The following is a 17,210-nucleotide window of genomic DNA, read 5'->3' as shown; positions in this document are numbered from 1 at the left end:
TCCGTATGCCGGTCATGATCGCGATACGGCCACTATCGAAGCGCCGCCCAGGCGTGTCAATACCCCGTCACCACCAGTACTCCGAAGCCTGCGCTCGGTGCCCATCGGGCGCTTGACAGCCGGAGTGGGGCGACCGGAGACTGATTCGGCGGACGATTGTCCGTTTTCGCTTTAGTGACGATGGGAGAAGGCCCTCCGTGCCTGCAACGCCCGCTCCGAACGGCTCGGCCGGCGACGCTGGTCGCGGCCCGCTCTCCGGGCTGCTGGTCGCGGACTTCTCCCGGATCCTGGCCGGCCCGTACGCGACCATGCTGCTCGCCGACCTCGGCGCCGAGGTGGTCAAGGTCGAGGCCCCCGGCGGCGACGACACCCGGTCCTGGCAGCCGCCGGTGCGCGACGGGATCTCGACCTACTACCTCGCGGTCAACCGCAACAAGCGGTCGATCGCGCTCGACCTCAAGGACCCGGACGACCTGGCCGCGGCGCAGGAACTGGCCCGGCGCGCCGACATCCTGGTGGAGAACTTCAAGCCCGGCGGCCTGGCCCGGTTCGGGCTGGACTACGAGTCGGTCGCGGCCGCGAATCCGCGGTTGATCTACGCGTCGATCAGCGGGTTCGGCAGCGGACCGAAAGGCGCGGCGCTGCCGGGGTACGACCTGATCGTCCAGGCCATCTCCGGGCTGATGAGCCTGACCGGCGACCCGGACGGCGAACCGTTCCGGGCCGGGATCTCGGTCTTCGACGTGATGGCCGGGATGCACGCGACGATCGGCGTCCTGTCCGCGCTGAACGCCCGCCACGAGACCGGCCGGGGCCAGCACGTCGAGGTGAACCTGATGTCGTCGGCGCTCTCGGGCCTGGTCAACCAGTCGAGTGCGTACGTCGCGGGCGGGGTCGTCCCGATGCGGATGGGCAACAGCCACCCGAGCCTGTTCCCGTACGAGCCGTTGCCGTGCTCCGACGGCGAGCTGATCATCACGGCCGGGAACAACGGCCAGTTCCGCAAGCTGGTCGAGGTCCTCGGGGTGCCGGAGCTCGCCGACGATCCGCGGTTCGACCGCAACGAACAGCGAACGGCCAACCGGGACGAACTGCGCCCGCTCCTGGTCGAGCGGCTGCGCACCCGGACCAAGCTCGAGTGGTTCCGCGACATCATCGCCGCCGGAGTTCCGTGTGGGCCGATCAACACGGTCGACGGAGGAGTGGCGTTCGCCGAGGAGATCGGCCTGGATCCGGTCGTGACGGTCGGATCCGGCGCGAGCGCGGTGCCATCGGTGCGCAATCCGATCACCTTCTCCGAGACAGCCCCGGAGTACCGGCTGCCGCCGCCGTCCCTCGACGAACACGGCGCCGAGCTCCGCAAGTGGTTGGCCACACCACCGGAGAACCGCACTGGGGACGAGGAGCGTTCGGCATGACGGATGACGGGCTGTCCTTCCCGACCTCGCTGGGCACCTCGACAGCGGACGAGATCCGGCTGCTCGGGCAGGACCTGACCGCCGACCTGATGGGCAAGGTCGGCTTCGGCGAGCTGGCCTTCTGGCTGGTCGCACTCCGCCGCCCGACGCCATCGGAGACGCGGGTCTTCGAGGCTGTACTGGTCGCCCTGGCCGACCACGGCTTCACTCCGACGGCGATCGCCGCCCGGCTGACGTATCTGTCCGCGCCCGACTCGCTTCAGGGCGCCCTGGCTGCTGGTCTGCTCGGCGGTGGTTCCCGGTTCCTCGGCGTCACTGAGGACTGCGGGATCTTCCTGCACGAGGCTCTGCAGCGACTCGATGGTCAACTGCCGCAGGACGATGCCGGCTGGGACGAGCTCGCGCTGACGGTGGTCAAGGAGACCCGGGAGGCGAAGAAGTTCGTCCCTGGGCTTGGACACCCGGTCCACAAGGTGCAGGATCCGCGGACGCCGGTGCTGATCGGGATCGCCGAGGAGGAAGGCCTGCGCGGGCCGCACCTGCGGTTGTTCGAGGCCATCGGGCGGGTGCACGAGCAGGTCCTCGGGCGCCGGTTGCCGCTCAACGGCGCTGGTGTCTGTGGTGCCGCGCTGGCTGACCTCGGGTTACCCGTCGAGCTGCTGCGCGGTTTCGCGTTGCTGGCCAGGGCTGCCGGCCTGCTCGGCCAGCTCGCGGAGGAGCGCCGCCGCCCGATCGGCATGGACGCCTACCTGACCGTGGACCGCAACGCCGTGTACGTCGACCCAACCCCCGACTCCACCGCCGACCTGACACCCTGACCCATCCGGACGCAGAGGAGCACCACATGGCCACCGTCGTCGCGGTCATCGCCTCGACGCACCACCCGTTCTACTACCGCGCGAGCACCGCCACCGGCGCCGACCGCCCGCCCTTCGCCGACGAGTGGGTCGCCAAGATCGAGGCGTTCCGCGAGACGCTGACCAAGGCCCGGCCCGACATCCTGGTGATGGTGGGCAGCGACCACTTCCACCAGCTGTGGCTGGACAACATGCCGCAGTTCCTGGTCGGCAAGGCGCCGTTCTTCGACGCGAACTGGCACAACGAGGAGCGCGAGTTCGGCCTGCCGCGGATGACGCTGCCGGGGGAGGAGAAGCTGGCCGCGCACATCCTGCGCAACGGCCTGGACGCCGACTTCGACCTTGCCTTCAGCAACGAACTGCGGATCGACCACAGCATCACCTGCCCGATCATCACGCTGCGCCCCGAGGCGGACCTGCCGATCGTGCCGATCTACACGAACATCTTCGCGCCGCCGCTGCCGCGGCCGAAGCGGTTCGTCGAGCTCGGCCGGACGATCCGGAAGCTGGTCGAGTCGTGGCCGGAGGACAAGCGGGTGGCGATCATCGGCACCGGTCACCTGTCGCTCGAGCTGGGCGGTCCCCGGCAGTTCGGCGAGCACGGGCCCGACCCGGCGTTCGACCGCAAGGCCGTCGAGTGGATCGCCAGTGGCGACGTCGAGGGCTGCCTGGCCGAGGTGACCCTGGACAGCCTGCACCTGCCGGGCAACGCGACCCACGGGTTCATGGACTTCATGCTGATGATGGGCGTGGCCGGCGACGGTGCGAAGGCGGACCACGTCGACTCCCTCGACCTGTTCCACACGATGGAGGCCTACTTCACCTGGTACCCGAGCGGAGTACCGGCATGAGCAAGTACCTGCTGGACAAGTTCCTCTACACCGTGGATCGCGATCCCGATCTGGTCGAGCGGTACCGCGCGGACGCAGCCGGCACGGTGACCTGGTGGGAGGAGGAGTTCGCCAACAAGCTCCTCAACTGCACGACAACCGAGAAGTCGACCTGGCTCGCCTTCACCGACGAGGAGCGCCGGGCGCTGCGCGACCACGACCATGTGGCGCTGTTCCAACTCGGCGCCCACCCGTTCCTCACCCTCACACTGTTCATCGCGATGTTCGAGCGGGACCACGGCCCGCTGGAGTACCAGAAGGCCTACGGCAAGGCCATGGAGCACCTGCGGCTGCCGTATCCGGACATCGCCACCTGAGAGGAGACCCGCGTGCGAGCCGCCATCCTGGGCGTCCATGGCGAACCCCCGTCACACGCCGAACACCCCGACCCCGTCCCCACCGAGGGACAGAGCATCGTCCGGGTCACCGCCGCGCCCGTCGTACCGCTGGACCTGCTCTGCGCCTCCGGTACGTCGTACTTCGGTGCGCCGCCGCTCCCGTACGTGCCTGGGGTACAGGGAGTCGGTGTGGTGGAGTACTCGGCCGTCCTGGATCCAGGGACCAGGGTGTTCTTCGCGACGTCGGCCGGGATGGCCGCGGGCGACGGCAGCTTCGCCGAGCGGTGCGCGGTCCCTGACGTCGACCTGATCGCGCTCGAAGCACCGGTCGAGGACACCGTGGTCGCCGCTATCGGGCTGTCGGGGGTCGCCGCCTGGATGACGTTGACCTGGCGAGCCCAGCTCCAACGGGGCGAGCGGGTGCTCGTGCTGGGCGGCGGAGGTGCGGTCGGCCAGGCCGCGATCGGTGTGGCGCGGGTCCTCGAGGCGGGCCGGATCACCGCCGTGTGCCGCTCCGAGGACGCCCGGCAGCGCGCTCTGGCGGCGGGTGCTCACGAAGTGGTTGCCATGACCCCCGACGTGGATGAGCTCACCTCCCTCCTCGCCCACGCGACCGGTGGTGCCGTGGATGTCGTGATCGACCCGGTCTTCGGCGTGGCAGCCACCGCGGCCGCACGGATCCTGGCGAACGGAGGGCGCCTGGTGAACCTCGGCGGCGCCTCCGGTGACGAGGCAACCTTCTCCTCATCGGTACTGCGTAGTCGCTCCGCGAGCATTCTCGGCTACACAAACAACTCCCTGACGCCCGACCAGCGCCGGGACGCCCTGACCGCAGTACTGCGGTACGCGGCCGCCGGCCGGATCGCGGTCGCGCACGAGACCGTGCCGCTCCTTGACGTCGCAGCAGCGTGGCAACGCCAGGCCGCAGGCCAGACCTCGGGCCGCCTCGTACTCACCATCTAGGCCCGGCAGCACCGTAGAGTCACTTCCGAGCCTCATCGACACTCGGGAGCAGGGAATGACCGTAGTCATCATCGTGATCGTGGCGATCGTCGTGATTCTGGCCATCGCGCTGATGGTCTCGTACAACCGCTTCGTCAAGCAGCGGAACCTGATCCAGGAGTCGTGGCGGCAGATCGATGTCGAGCTGCACCGGCGCTACGACCTGATCCCGAACCTGGTCGAGACCGTCCGGGCCTTCGCGGCGCACGAGCGGCACGTGTTCGAGGAGGTCGCCCGGCTGCGCACTCAGGCGGTGAACGTGCAGGGCGCCTCGCCGGAGCAGCGCGCGGCCGCCGAGGGCGAGCTGTCCGGCGCGCTGCGGCAGATGATGATCTCGGTCGAGGCATACCCGCAGATCCAGTCGAACCAGAACTTCCTCAACCTGCAGCGCGAGCTGACCGACACCGAGGACCGGATCGCCGCCGGCCGCCGCTTCTACAACGCGAACGTGGGCGACTACAACACCCGGATCGAGGCGTTCCCGTCGAACCTGATCGCCGGCAGCTTCAAGTTCGAGAAGGCCGGCTACTTCGAGGTGAAGGACGAGGCCGTGCGGTCCGTCCCGCAGGTCTCCTTCGGCACGATCGGCTCGGTGCCGGGCGAGCAGACGCCGCCGCAGATGCAGCCGGGCGCGCAGTCCTCGGGCCAGATCCAGCCGCAGATGCCGGGCAACGACCAAGGTGGTTACCAGCAGCAGGCGGGCGGTTACCCGCAGGGCCAGCAGCTCCCGCCCTCGGGCCAGTCCCCGTACCAGGGACAGCCACCGGTGGGCGGCCCCCCTGCGGGAGCCCCTGGACCGCAAGACGGACAGCCGCCCTTCACCGGTGGCCAGTAAAGGGAGGGTGCACCCTGGGTCGCCGAGCTCCCCCCGGCCCGTGCCCCCACGGCCGAAGCTCAGCAACCAGGTCCCGAATTCAGGCCCGGGTGCGACGATGGTCATTCGTCACTCCCGGGCCTGCCCTCCCCCCGGTACCGTGTCCCACCCTGCCCGGCCCGGATACATCCGGCGTACATCGCGACATACATCGTGGTACCTGAACCTTCCCGGCAGGCCCGGCGGGATGCCACCATGGGGCGGGTCGATAGTTGAGAGGGCAGCAAAGTGGACAGTCTGAGGTACGAGATCCTCGGACCTCTACGCCTCACTCACGTCCACGGACAGCCGCTGCGGGCAAGCAAACCGCGCCAACTGCTGGCCACTCTGCTGCTGCACCCGAACCGGTTCGTCTCCACCGAACTGATCGCCGACGCCCTCTGGGAGGGCACTCCGCCGCGCTCGGCGACGGCGAACATCCGCACCTACGTCCGGGCCCTGCGCGGTGTCCTGCAGGAGGCCGGCCTGCCCGCGCCGATCGACACCTCCGCGGCCGGCTACAGCATCGAGGTCGGCGTCGACGAGCTCGACTCGAGCATGTTCGAGGCCCTGATCGCCGAGGGCGGCCACCTGCGCGACGCCGGTGACAAGCGCCAAGCGATGCTGGTGCTGTCCCAGGCGTACGGCCTGTGGCGCGGCCACCCGCTGGACGACCTCACGATCCCCTCGGCCTGGGAAGGCTCGATCGCGCGGCTCGACGCGCAGTACCGCGGGCTGGTCGACACCCTGCTGGACCTCCGCCTGGAACACGGCGACGCCAGCGGCGCCGCAGTACTGCTGAGCGGCCGCCTCACCGAGGACCCGTACGACGAGCAGTTGTGGCGGCGGCTCGTCGACGCCCTGCTGGCAGCGGGCCGAGCCGGCGAGGCGCGGGCGGCGTACGCCAAGGCCGTTCAGACCCTCGCGGACGAACTGGACGTCAAGCCCGGCGAGGAGCTCCAGGCCGCCGGCGCCCGCGCCGAGAACGGCCCCTCCGCCAACTGGCCCGACCCCGGCATTCCCGCCGCAGCCCGTACTCCGGAACGCGAGGTGCCGGCGGAACCCACCGGACCGATGGCGGCGCCGGTGCTCACCGAGCCGCAGCGACCGCCGAGCCAGTTACCGTTGGACCTCGCCGACTTCAGCGGCCGGCGGCACAACCTCGAGCAACTGCGGGATCTGGTCTGCGGACGTGACCCGGTCCGTCCTCCGATAGCCGTCATCTCGGGAGCGCCGGGAACAGGCAAGACCTCGCTGGCGGTCCGGCTCGGCCACTTGGTCCGGGAGTACTTCCCCGACGGCCAGATCTACCTGGACATGCGCGGCGCCACCGAGCCCAGGGATCCAGGTGGCGCGCTGACCGATCTGCTGCTCAGCCTGAACGTGCCCGACTTCGCGATCCCGGCGGATCCCGACCGGCGCTCGGCCGCACTCCGCTCCGAGCTGGCCAGCCGCCGTGTCCTGATCGTCCTGGACGACGTCGCCGCGGCCAGCCAGGTGGCGCCGCTGATGCCCGGTACCGGAGCCTCGGCGGTCGTCATCACCAGTCGCAACCGGTTGATGGACCTGGCCGGGGCCGACAGCATGCCGCTCGACACCTTCGACGACGGTGAGGCGGCCGAGCTGCTGCGCCGCGTCGCGGGCACCGGTCGCGTCGACAGTGCCTCGTCCGCCGCGGCCGAGATCCTCTCGGCCTGCGGCAACCTGCCGCTCGCGATCAGGATCGTCGCCAGCCGGCTGGCCCAACGGCCGGATCTGAGCCCGACCGAGCTGGCCCGGCGCCTGCGCGACGAGACCCACCGGCTGGACGAGCTGAGCATCGGCGAGCTCGCGGTCCGGACCAGCGCCGACCTCAGCTACGGCTCTCTGAGCGCCGAGGAAGCTCGGCTCTACCGTTTGATCGGCCACTTCGCAGTCGGCGAGTTCTCCGCCCGGGTGCTGGAGACGGTCGCGTCAGCGGCCACGGTACGCCGCAGCCTGGATCGCCTGATCGAGGTCAACCTCGTGCAGATCAGCTCGGTGGATGCCTCCGGCAAGGCCCGGTACCGGGTGCACGACCTGCTCCGCCTGCACGCGATCGGCGCGGGTGACGACGAGCAGAAGGCGCAGGCGGTCAAGGACCTGCGGACCGTGCTCGACTCGCTGCTGCACAAGCTCCGCCGGGCCAGTGCGGCGTTGCCGTTCGTCTACTTCGGCGTGCTGGAGCACTCCGGTCCGCCGGACCTCCCGGACCCGGCGCCGTTCAACGACACCGACGCGATCGCCTGGTTCGACAGTGAGCGGAGCACCTTCGTGCCCGCGATCCGGGCCGCCGCGCAGAACGGTCTGCACGAGTACGCCTGGCGGATCGCCGCCGCCTGGGGTCCGTACCTGGACATGCGCGCGTACTTCGACGACTGGAACGAGTCGCACCAGCCGGGCCTGGTCAGCGCGATCGCCTGCGGGGACCGGCACGGCGAGGCGATCATGCACCGCAACCTCGGCCAGCTCGCGCTCTACCAGGACGACTGGGAGCCCGCCTGGCAGCACCTGTCTGCCGCGGCCGAGATCTTCGCCGAGATCGGGGACCGGCTCGGCACCGGTATCACCGCCATCGGGCTCGGCGCCTGGCTGCGCGAACGGGATCGCCCGGACGAGGCGCTCCCGCATTTCGAGCTGGCTGTCGACGCATTCGTGGAAGTCGGGGACAAGAACGGCGAGGCGGTGGCCCGGAGCGCGAACGCCTCCATCTGGCTACGGCGCAACGACACCGTCACGGCCGGGCGCTTCCTGGCCGAGGCGTTCCTGCTCGGAGTCCGCCTCGGCGACCCGCACCGGCAGGCGAAGGTACGCCGCCGGATCGCCGCACTGCGGATGCAGCAAGGCCGTCACGACCAGGCAGTCCGTCAGTTGCACGCGGCGCTCGCGATCTTCAAGGGGATCGGCGACGACCACTGCGGCGCCTACACCCGCTCCGAGCTGGGCCACGCGCTGATCCCGCTCGGCGAGGAAGCGGCCGCGCGCCGGATGCTGATGGACGCGATGGAGATCGGTCACCGGCTCGGCGACCGCAGCGTCGAGGGCCAGGCCGCCCACCACCTCGGTCAGCTGTACGCCTCCACCGGGAACGTCGAGTTCGCCAAGCGCTATCTCAACCGCGCGGCCCGCGTCTGGCAGCTGGCCGGCAACGACACGAAGACCGCCGAGGCGCGCGCCGAACTGGCCGCTCTGAGCACCGACCGCGCGGTCGGCTGATGCCGGCAATCCCTGCTGTCACAGGGGTTCCCGCGACTGCGGGTGAAATTCTGTGGCGCACAGTAGCGGATGTTCCCAATGTACGGCGGCTGTATGCGGCCGGGTGAGTATTTCCTATGCCACGGCAGGGGCCGGAGGATGGGGGATGTGCGGCCATGGGGGAGATCGTTGTGGGACGCCGGTCGGTGGAGCGGGTCTCGAACCCGCGAGACGCCGAAGCCGCGCTGACCTGGGAACTGGAGCGGGTCGGCTCGACGGCGTGGCAGGACTGGACGCTGAAGTTCCAGCGGATGGCGTTCGGCTATGCCCACGACAGCGGCTGGCACGACTCGGCCGACGCGTTGAAGTGGCTCGACCATCACGCCCTGCTGCACGAGGGGGCGATGCCACGGGGGGCACTGGTCTGGTACCAGGCGGCGGCGGACCGGATCCGGGTGGCGTGTTCGCTCGGGTCCGGTCAGGTGATCGGCCCGCTGCCCACCGGTGAGGTGGGCGTCGTCCTGCTGACCGACCTCAGCACCGACTTCGTCTGGTCAGACCCGCACTTCCCCTTCGCCGACTGAGGAAGCGTTGCGCTCGCGGCGCCGGGCCAGCACGTACTCGACGATCATCGGGATGACCGAGATCAGCACGAGCAGGATCAGCGCCGACTCGAGGTGCTCGTGGATGAACTTCACCCGGCCGAGCGCGTGGCCGAGCAGGGTGACGCCGGTGCCCCAGAGGACAGCGCCGACGCCGGTCCACAGGAAGAACTTCTTCGGGTCCATCCGGCCGGCGCCCGCGGTGACGGTGATGAAGGTCCGCACGATCGGCACGAACCGGGCCAGCACCAGCGCCCGCGGCCCGTACTTCACGAAGAACGCGTTGGTCTGCTCGATGTACTTCGGCTTCAGGAACTTCGCGTCCGGATTCCTGAACAACGTGGTCCCGAGCGCCCGGCCGATGTAGTAGCCGGAGACGTTGCCGGCGAAGGCCGCGACGGTCAGCACCACGCAGGCCACCCAGAGCGGGACGCCGATCGTGCCGAGCGCGATGAAGAGGCCGACCGCGAACAGCAGCGAGTCACCGGGCAGAATCGGGAACAGCAGCCCGCACTCGATGAAGACGACCGCGGCGGTACCCCACAGGGCCCAGTCTCCCAGCCAGTTCAGCAGGAATTCCGGATCCATCCAGTTCGGCATCAGCATCGCGATAAGAGGAAGCACGCGCACAGGGTAGCGTCCCGACCTGTGGAGGAAGCGAATCGTGAGAAGCCCGCGGACCTGATCGGCGCCGACCTGGTCGGCCCGGCGGAGGTCGGCGTCGGCCCCTGGCAGGGCCCGCTGCCCGACGATCCACGCCTGGATCCGGACCTGCTCGCGACCGGCGACCGCCGCAACGTGGTGGACCAGTACCGGTACTGGCGGCTCGAGGCGATCGTCGCGGACCTGGACTCCCGGCGGCACTCGTTCCACGTCGCGATCGAGAACTGGCAGCACGACCTGAACATCGGTTCCGTGGTCCGGACGGCAAACGCGTTCCTCGCTCAGGAGGTGCACATCGTCGGCAACCGGAAGTGGAACCGCCGGGGCGCGATGGTGACGGACCGCTACCAGCATGTCCGGCACCACCCGCGCCTGGAGGACCTCGCGACGTACGCCGCCGAGAAAGGTCTTCCGGTGATCGGCATCGACAACTTGCCTGGCGCGGTTCCCCTGGAGACGTACGACCTGCCCGAGGAGTGCGTGCTGCTCTTCGGTCAGGAAGGCCCGGGCCTCACCGACGAGGCGCACGCGATCTGCACCGACGTCCTCTCGATCGCCCAGTTCGGCTCCACCCGCTCCATCAACGCCAGCGCCGCGGCCGCCATCGCCATGCACGCCTGGATCCGCCACCACACCTTCGGCCAAAAGCCCTGAATCGGGCCGTAACTCCCAGCCACGCCGAGACCGCCGAGGTGTCCGAGTTGCTCCGCCAGGTCTGCCGGCCGCTCCTCGCGGTACCGCCCGCGAGCTGCTCAAGAACTCGCCGCTGTCCGAGGTGGGCATCCAGCACCCACCTCGGACAGCGGTGGGTCATGAACCAGCGCGGACTCCGAGGATCGACTCGAACGCGTCGGTCAGGGCTGCGGTCGGATCCTCGGCTAGCGACGCCGCGCGGTATGCGACATGCCCGTCTGGCCGTACTACGAGGCAGCCGGTGTCGGTGATCTCGCGGAGCCGGGCCCAGTCGCCGTACAGGTCTTCCAGCTCGCGGCCGGGGCCGACGACGTACGACTCGACGTCGACGCCGGTGTGCTCGGCGATGGTGGCGGCGGCCTTCACCCAGGCGTCGCCGCCGATGCCGGTGAGCAGGGTGAACCGGCCCTTGCCGACGACGTCCAGCGTGCTGACCGTCTCGGTGCCCCGGGTGAGCCAGCAGTGCGGGATGCGCGCCCCGGGCCACGTGGTCGGGTGGTAGTAGAGCTCGGGATCCCTGTCATGGGCGGGCTCCGGCGTCCCGTCCGGTACCACGGCCGCCGACCGGTAGCGGTGGCCGAGCTCGACCCCGTGCGCGTTGAACTCGTAGTCCTTGAGCTCGATCGCCTTGCGCAGTTCCTCGCGTTGCGCCGCGCCCTCGGGAGTGTCGTCCTTGCGGGAGTCGATGGTGCGTCCGGCCGGCGCGTCCGGCGTCATCCCGAGCGCGTGGAAGATCTGCCCGAACTGGGTCCGGCTCTTGTTCGCCCGCTCCACGATCTGCTGGGCGATCGGCGTCCGCTCCTCGTCGTAGGTGTCCAGCAGTTTCGGCAACGCCTGCCCGCGCAGTACCAGGGCCAGCTTCCAGGCGAGGTTGTACGCGTCCTGGATCGAGGTGTTCGAGCCGAGGCCGTTGCTCGGCGGATGCCGGTGGATCGCGTCGCCCATGCAGAACACCCGGCCGACGGACGCCTTCTCGGCGTACATGTGGTTGACGCTCCAGACCGAGGTGCCCTTGAGCTTGACGTCGATGGTGTCGTCGCCGACCAGGTTGTGCACGATCTCGGTCGCCATCGCCTCGTCGACCACCGGCGCGGGCTGGTTGATGTCGTAGCCCCAGACGATCAGCCACTCGTTCCACGGCCGGACCATCCGGACCAGGCCGGCGCCGATGCCGCCGATCTGCGCGCCCGGCTGGAGCACCCAGTACAGGACGCTCGGCCGGTGCGCGACGTACTTGGACAGGTCGGCCTCGAAGACGATGTTCATCGAGCCCTCGATGTCCATCGAGCCGGCCATCGGCAGCCCGATATCCTGCGCCACCTTGCTGCGGCCGCCGTCCGCGCCGATCAGGTACTTCGCCCGGATCTGGTAGGTCTCGCCGGACAGCCGGTCCCGGACCGTCGCGGTCACCCCGTCCTCGTCCTGCTCGAGCGACACGTACTCCGTGTCGAAGCGCAAACGTGCGCCCCGGCTGGCCGCAGTACTGACGAGGATCGGTTCGAAGAGGGTCTGCGGCAGGTCGCAAGGGAGGGTCGGGCTGGCCTCGGTGTAGTCGGCCAGGCGCTGCGGATGCGTTCCCCAGGTGCGGATCCGGCCGATCTCCTCGCCGGCCAGGCTGGTGCAGAAGGCGGTCTGGCCCATCAGCCCGTGCGAGGTGCCCTTGTCGATGATCTGGTCCTCGATGCCCATGTCCCGCATCAGCTCGATCGTCCGCTGGTTGGTGATGTGGGCGCGCGGGGTGTTCGCGGTCCAGCCGTAGCGGGTGAGTACGACGTTGTCGATGCCGTAGCTGGACAGGAACAGCGAGGCGGCGCCACCGGCCGGGCCGGTGCCGACTATCAGCACATCCGTGGTCATCATAGGTTTTTCGTCTCCTCGGTGGTGGCGAGCACCAAGTCGTACTGGACGGTGGAGTAGGGCTGGTCGAGCTGGCGGCCGTCGGGTGCGGTGCCGGCCGGGTGCTCGGTGAAGTCGGCGATCAGGGAGTCCTTCACGCCGAACACGGCGTCGTCCTGCAGGTGTTCATCACCGGCCGCGAACACGTGGGTGATCAGGCGGGAGAAGCCGGGCGCGGTCACCATGAAGTGGATGTGGGCCGGGCGCATCGGGCCACGGCCACCGGCCCGCAGGAGTTCGCCGACCGGGCCGTCGTCCGGGATCGGATAGGCCACCGGGCGCACGGCCCAGAACGAGTAGTTGCCCTCAGCATCGGTTGCTAGATGGCCGCGGTTCTGCGGGCTGTCGAGGTCCTTCTGGACGTCGTAGAAGCCGTCCTGGTCGGCTTGCCAGGTTTCCACCAGGGCGCCGGGGATTGGGTTGCCCTGCAGGTCCAGGACCCGCCCCGTCACCAGACAGGGCTGTCCCGGGGCGCCGTTGGACAGGTCCTCCCCGAGCTTGATCTCCGGCGAACCCTCGACGAAGAACGGGCCGAACACCGTCGACTCGGTGGCTCCGGCCGGCTTCCTGTTGCCCAGTCCGACCGTCAGCATGGACAGGCCGAGAACGTCGGAGAGCAGCACGAACTCCTGCCGGGTGCCGGTGGACTTGTGCCCGGTCCGGGTCAGGAACTCGATCCCGGTGAACCACTCCTGTTCGGTCAGGTCGACCTCCCGGGCGAACGCGTGCAGGTGTCGCACCAGCGCGCTCAGCACCGTCTTGGTCCGCTCCTCCGGACTGCCGTCGAAACTGGCCACCACCGCGTCGGTCAGTTCCTCGCCTTCGAGATCCATCCTGTCGCTCCTCATGCCTCGATCACCATCGCCAATCCCTGGCCGACCCCGATGCAAAGGGTCGCCAGGCCGTAGCCGCCGCCGCGCCGGTGCAGTTCATGCGCGAGCGTGGTCAGAATTCGTGTCCCGGAGCTGCCCAGCGGATGCCCGAGCGCGATCGCCCCGCCGTTCACGTTCACCTTCGCGCGATCCAGCTCGGGCCATTCCCCCAAGCAGGCAAGGCTTTGCGCCGCGTACGCCTCGTTGAGCTCGACCAGCGCCAGGTCGTCCCAGCCGATCCCGGCCTTGGCCAATGCCTTGCGGGATGCCTCGACCGGACCGATCCCGAAGTACTGCGGGTCGACGCCGTGCACCGCCCGGCTGACGATCCGCGCCAGCGGCGGGATGCCGAGCCGCTGTGCGGTGTCCTCATCAGCCACCAGTACTGCGGACGCGCCGTCGTTGAGGGTCGAGGAGTTGCCCGCGGTGACCGTGCCCTGGTCCCGGAAGGCGGGCCTGAGTCCGGCCATCACCTCGAGCGTGCCGCCGTCGCGGATCGACTCGTCACGGCTGAGCGGCTGCGGCGCGTTGCGTCCTTGCGGCAGGATCGGGGCCAGGTGCTCCCAGGGCACCACCTCGGCGTCGAACCGGCCGGCCGCCCAGGCCTTGCCCGCCTTCTCGTGGCTCTCCAGCGCGAAGAGGTCCTGCGCTTCGCGGCCGACGTGGTACCGCTCGGCCAGTTGCTCGGTGGCTTCTCCGAGCGAGACCGTCCACTCCTTCGGCATCCGGGGGTTGACCAAGCGCCAGCCGAGCGAGGTGGACTCGGCCGTCACGTTGCCGTGCGGGAAGGCCTTGTCGGGCTTCGGGAGCACCCAGGGTGCACGGCTCATCGACTCGACGCCGCCTGCCACCAGCAGGGACGCGTCGCCTGTCTCGATCGCACGAGCCGCCTGGATCGCGGCTTCGAGGCCGGACCCGCAGAGCCGGTTGACCGTAGTACCGGGGACGCTGGTGGGGTAGCCGGCCAGCAGAGCGGCCATCCTGGCGACGTCACGGTTCTCCTCGCCGGCGCCGTTCGCGTTGCCGAGGAAGACGTCCTCGATCAGCGCGGGGTCGAGGCCCGGGTGCCGGACCAGCAGTTCGCGGAGGGTGACGGCAGCCAGGTCGTCGGGACGGCCGCCGGACAACGCCCCACCAAGCTTGCCGACCGGCGTCCGGACAGCATCCAGCAGGTAGGCAGATCTCATTGAGTTACTCCTTCGGGTCGCTCCGCCGCTGCCGGCGTGGGACGCTCACCAGCCCAGGCGCGAAGCAGGATCTCGGTCACGGTGTCCTCGTCCAGCGGCACCGGATTGGCCGGAGCCTTCGCGGCGAACTTCCAGGCTGCTTCGCGGGCTTGCTCCTCGGTCAGCCCGAGTTCCCGCAAGCTCGTCGGCACCCCGGCCTGGGCGAACAGATCGAACAGCCCGCTGGCCAGGTCGTCCGTCTCCAGCGCTGTCTCGAGGCGAGCCTTGGCCCGCGGTACGGCGCCGGCATTCAGCCTGGTGACTTGTGGAAGTACTGCGGCGTGGGTCTCGGCGTGCGGCAGGTTGTAGGAACCACCGAGCAGGTGGCACAGCTTGTGGTGCAGGCCGGTTCCCGCAGTCGCCAGTGCTGAGCCGGCGAGAGAGGCGCCGTAGAGAAGGTTGCTCCTGGCCTCCAGATCGGTGCGCTCGGCAAGAACACTCAGCAGCCCCTCGCGAAGGGCGCGGACGCCTTCGACCGCGGTGACCTCGGTGATCGGGTCGGCCTTGGGAGTCCAGGTGGCCTCGACGCAGTGAGCCATCGCGTTCGCGACGCTCGCAGCGGTGACTTCGAGGGGGAGTCCACGGCTGAGCAGCGGGTCATAGACCACCGTCTTCGGGAGCACGACCAGATCCGTACCGGTGGTCTTCTCGCCCTCGGCGGTCTCACCCCAGACGGGAGTCATCTCCGAGCCGGCGTAGGTGGTGGGCACGGCGACGATCGGCAGGCCGGAGGTGAGGGCGATCGCCTTGGCCAACCCGATCGCCGAGCCGCCACCGATCGCGACCAGGCCGGTGGCGCCGACCTCGCTCGCCTTCGCCCGCGCCTGGTCGGCCCGTTCCTTCGGCACGTGCTGACGGACCTCGTCGATGCGTCCGGCGAACCTGTCGCCGAGTCCGACCTCGAGCAGATCCGCCGCGTCGCGCGCGGACCTCGTTGCTATCAGCAACACCTTGCTGATGCCCAACTGGTCCGCCTCGTCGGGCACCTGGTCGAGGCTGCCGGGGCCGAGCACGATCCGGCCGGGCAGCGAGGTGTGGGTGAAGGCTTCAGGCATCGACGGCCTCCCGGTTCCTGAGCTTCTGCAGCGCGGTCAGTTCCTCGTCACTCGGTGGCGGCACCGCTTCGATGTCGTCGGCAACCTTGAGCGGCCAGCCGGTCGCCTTGACCGCCTGCTCAACGGTGACGCCCTGGTGCAGGCGGGTCAGGGTCAGCTCATTGGTCTCGGGATCCGGTTCGAGCACGCCGTGGTCGGTGATCACCAGCGTCGGGCCGGCACCCCGAGCCACCCGCTCCCGGCCGGTCGGTCCGTAGCCGACGGAGGAGACGAAGTCGACGCGCTCCACGAACGTCCGGGGCGACTGCTTGACGATCACGATCACCCGGCCCGCGGCGGCGGCGATCTCGGGTGCTCCGCCCGCGCCGGGCAGCCGGACCTTCGGGTTGTCATGGTCGCCGATCACGGTGGTGTTGATGTTCCCGTAGCGGTCGATCTGCGCGGCGCCGAGGAACCCGACGTCGATCCGGCCGGCGCCGACCCAGAAGTTGAACATCTCCGGCACGGACACCACCGTGGTCGCCGTCGCGGCGAGGTCGTCGTCGCCGATCGACAGCGGCAGCTTCTTCGGCCGTGCGTCGATGGCACCCGACTCGTAGACGAGGCGGCAGCCGGGCGCGTGGGTCCGGCGCGCGAGGTTCGCGGCGAGGTTGGGCGGGCCGACGCCGACCAGGCAGACGTCGCCGTCGTGGAGTTCGCGCGCGGCCGCCACGTTCATCATGTCCGCGCTGGTCCACTCAGACATGGGTGCTCTCCTTCGGCTCAACCGGCCCGCCGACGCTGCCCGGCGCCAGGCCGTTCTGCTCTGCCCACGCGAGGAAGCGCTCGCGGTCGCGGGAGGTGGCGTCCCACTGCTGGTAGAAGTCGTTGTCGCGAACCGAGTAGCCGGCGGCGTACGAAGGCCAGGCTCCGTTCGGTACGACGCTCACCGCGGCCAGCACCCAGTTCGGCAGGATCACCGCGCCGGTGTGCTCGGGGAACTCGTCGACCACTTCCTCGACGGTCACGATCGCGCGCTTCGCGGCCAGCACCGCCTCGCGCTGCACCCCGGTGATTCCCCAGAGCATCACGTTGCCGTCGCGGTCCGCGAGTTGCGCGTGGATGATCGTCACGTCGGGGTTCACCGCCTTCACCGCCGCCAGTTCCTCGCCGGTGAACGGGCAGGTGACCCGGCTGATGATGTCCCGCTGCTCCTCCAGGTCCGTGCCGCGGTAGCCCCGCAGTACCGCGAAGGGCAGGCGGGCGGCCCCGGCCGAGTAGGCGTTCGCGAGCCCGGCGTGGCTGTGCTCGTGGACGGTGAGCTGGTGCGGCCAGTGGTTCTCCACGGCGTCGCGGAGGCGATGGAGCGAGCCGACACCCGGGTTCCCGCCGTACGAGAAGACGAGTTCGTCGGCGCAGCCCAGCCCGATCAGCTGGTCGTAGACGAGGTCCGGCGTCATCCGGACGAGGGTCAGGTGGCGGCGGCCCTGCCGGGCGATCTCGTGGGCCGCGGCGAACGGGATCAGGTGGGTGAAGCCCTCGAGCGCCACCGTGTCCCCGTCGTGCACGTGCGCGGCGATCGCGTCGGCCAGGGGAACTGGACTTGTCATCGGCTCTCCGCTAGGATTTCGCTCAGCGAAAGATTCTTCTTTC

Annotated in this window: 16 protein-coding genes; 9 read left to right on the top strand and 7 right to left on the bottom strand. The window is 69.7% G+C overall.

Going from position 1 to position 17,210, the window contains the following annotated elements; genetic code table 11:
- The first annotated feature begins 197 nt into the window (after nt 1–197).
- From EV644_RS28140 to EV644_RS28105, 8 genes are all read left to right on the top strand, one after another.
- Nucleotides 198–1,418, top strand: a complete 1,221-nt coding sequence (locus EV644_RS28140) for a CaiB/BaiF CoA transferase family protein (protein WP_132191968.1) — start codon at nt 198–200, stop codon at nt 1,416–1,418.
- Entirely contained in the window at nt 1,415–2,236 is an 822-nt protein-coding gene (locus EV644_RS28135) for a citryl-CoA lyase (protein ID WP_132191967.1), read from the top strand. The genes EV644_RS28140 and EV644_RS28135 overlap by 4 nt, the downstream gene beginning before the upstream one ends.
- Before the next feature lie 26 nt (nt 2,237–2,262).
- Nucleotides 2,263–3,126, top strand: a complete 864-nt coding sequence (locus tag EV644_RS28130; protein ID WP_132191966.1) for a DODA-type extradiol aromatic ring-opening family dioxygenase — start codon at nt 2,263–2,265, stop codon at nt 3,124–3,126.
- Entirely contained in the window at nt 3,123–3,482 is a 360-nt protein-coding gene (locus EV644_RS28125; RefSeq protein WP_132191965.1) for a hypothetical protein, read from the top strand. Before EV644_RS28130 ends, EV644_RS28125 begins: the two co-directional genes overlap by 4 nt.
- Before the next feature lie 12 nt (nt 3,483–3,494).
- Nucleotides 3,495–4,466 carry a quinone oxidoreductase family protein gene (locus EV644_RS28120; RefSeq protein ID WP_132191964.1) on the top strand — a complete coding sequence of 324 codons (972 nt, stop codon included), beginning with the start codon at nt 3,495–3,497 and terminating at the stop codon, nt 4,464–4,466.
- A 55-nt stretch (nt 4,467–4,521) separates the two neighbouring features.
- The gene (locus tag EV644_RS28115) at nt 4,522–5,340 is read left to right on the top strand and encodes a LemA family protein (protein ID WP_132191963.1); all 819 of its coding nucleotides are present in this window, start codon (nt 4,522–4,524) and stop codon (nt 5,338–5,340) included.
- A gap of 267 nt (nt 5,341–5,607) precedes the next feature.
- Nucleotides 5,608–8,592 (top strand): AfsR/SARP family transcriptional regulator, encoded by a 2,985-nt coding sequence (locus EV644_RS28110; RefSeq protein WP_132191962.1) that lies wholly within the window; start codon nt 5,608–5,610, stop codon nt 8,590–8,592.
- 155 nt (nt 8,593–8,747) lie between these two features.
- Nucleotides 8,748–9,155, top strand: coding sequence for a hypothetical protein (locus tag EV644_RS28105; RefSeq protein WP_132191961.1), 408 nt, complete (start codon nt 8,748–8,750; stop codon nt 9,153–9,155).
- On the opposite strand, the gene EV644_RS28100 is transcribed toward EV644_RS28105, so the two are convergent.
- The gene (locus EV644_RS28100) at nt 9,126–9,797 is read right to left on the bottom strand and encodes a DedA family protein (RefSeq protein WP_241998909.1); all 672 of its coding nucleotides are present in this window, start codon (nt 9,795–9,797) and stop codon (nt 9,126–9,128) included. The genes EV644_RS28105 and EV644_RS28100 overlap by 30 nt on opposite strands.
- A 24-nt stretch (nt 9,798–9,821) precedes the next feature.
- Between EV644_RS28100 and EV644_RS28095 the strand changes: the two genes are divergently transcribed.
- Entirely contained in the window at nt 9,822–10,490 is a 669-nt protein-coding gene (locus EV644_RS28095) for a TrmH family RNA methyltransferase (RefSeq protein WP_132191960.1), read from the top strand.
- Between the two features lie 156 nt (nt 10,491–10,646).
- Here EV644_RS28095 and EV644_RS28090 read toward each other — a convergent pair whose 3' ends face one another.
- From EV644_RS28090 to EV644_RS28065, 6 genes are read right to left on the bottom strand one after another with little or no spacing between them, the layout of a single operon-like run.
- Nucleotides 10,647–12,389, bottom strand: a complete 1,743-nt coding sequence (locus EV644_RS28090; protein ID WP_132191959.1) for an FAD-dependent oxidoreductase — start codon at nt 12,387–12,389, stop codon at nt 10,647–10,649.
- Nucleotides 12,386–13,258: an intradiol ring-cleavage dioxygenase gene (locus EV644_RS28085; RefSeq protein ID WP_241998908.1), complete on the bottom strand. Its 873-nt coding sequence runs from the start codon at nt 13,256–13,258 to the stop codon at nt 12,386–12,388. The genes EV644_RS28090 and EV644_RS28085 overlap by 4 nt, the downstream gene beginning before the upstream one ends.
- 11 nt (nt 13,259–13,269) lie before the next feature.
- Complete coding sequence (locus tag EV644_RS28080) at nt 13,270–14,484, bottom strand: thiolase family protein (RefSeq protein WP_132191957.1); 1,215 nt, start codon at nt 14,482–14,484, stop codon at nt 13,270–13,272.
- Nucleotides 14,481–15,578, bottom strand: a complete 1,098-nt coding sequence (locus EV644_RS28075; RefSeq protein WP_132191956.1) for a maleylacetate reductase — start codon at nt 15,576–15,578, stop codon at nt 14,481–14,483. The genes EV644_RS28080 and EV644_RS28075 overlap by 4 nt, the downstream gene beginning before the upstream one ends.
- A complete protein-coding gene (locus EV644_RS28070) occupies nt 15,571–16,323 on the bottom strand; it encodes a CoA-transferase subunit beta (protein ID WP_132191955.1) in 753 nt (250 codons plus the stop codon). Before EV644_RS28070 ends, EV644_RS28075 begins: the two co-directional genes overlap by 8 nt.
- Entirely contained in the window at nt 16,316–17,167 is an 852-nt protein-coding gene (locus tag EV644_RS28065; RefSeq protein WP_132191954.1) for a CoA transferase subunit A, read from the bottom strand. Before EV644_RS28065 ends, EV644_RS28070 begins: the two co-directional genes overlap by 8 nt.
- Nucleotides 17,168–17,210: the final 43 nt, after the last annotated feature.

It is taken from the genome of Kribbella orskensis (genome assembly GCF_004342085.1).
In the GTDB taxonomy this organism is placed as follows: domain Bacteria; phylum Actinomycetota; class Actinomycetes; order Propionibacteriales; family Kribbellaceae; genus Kribbella; species Kribbella orskensis.
Note: the sequence above shows the minus strand (reverse complement) of the source record. Positions and strands in the feature narration are given on the sequence as shown.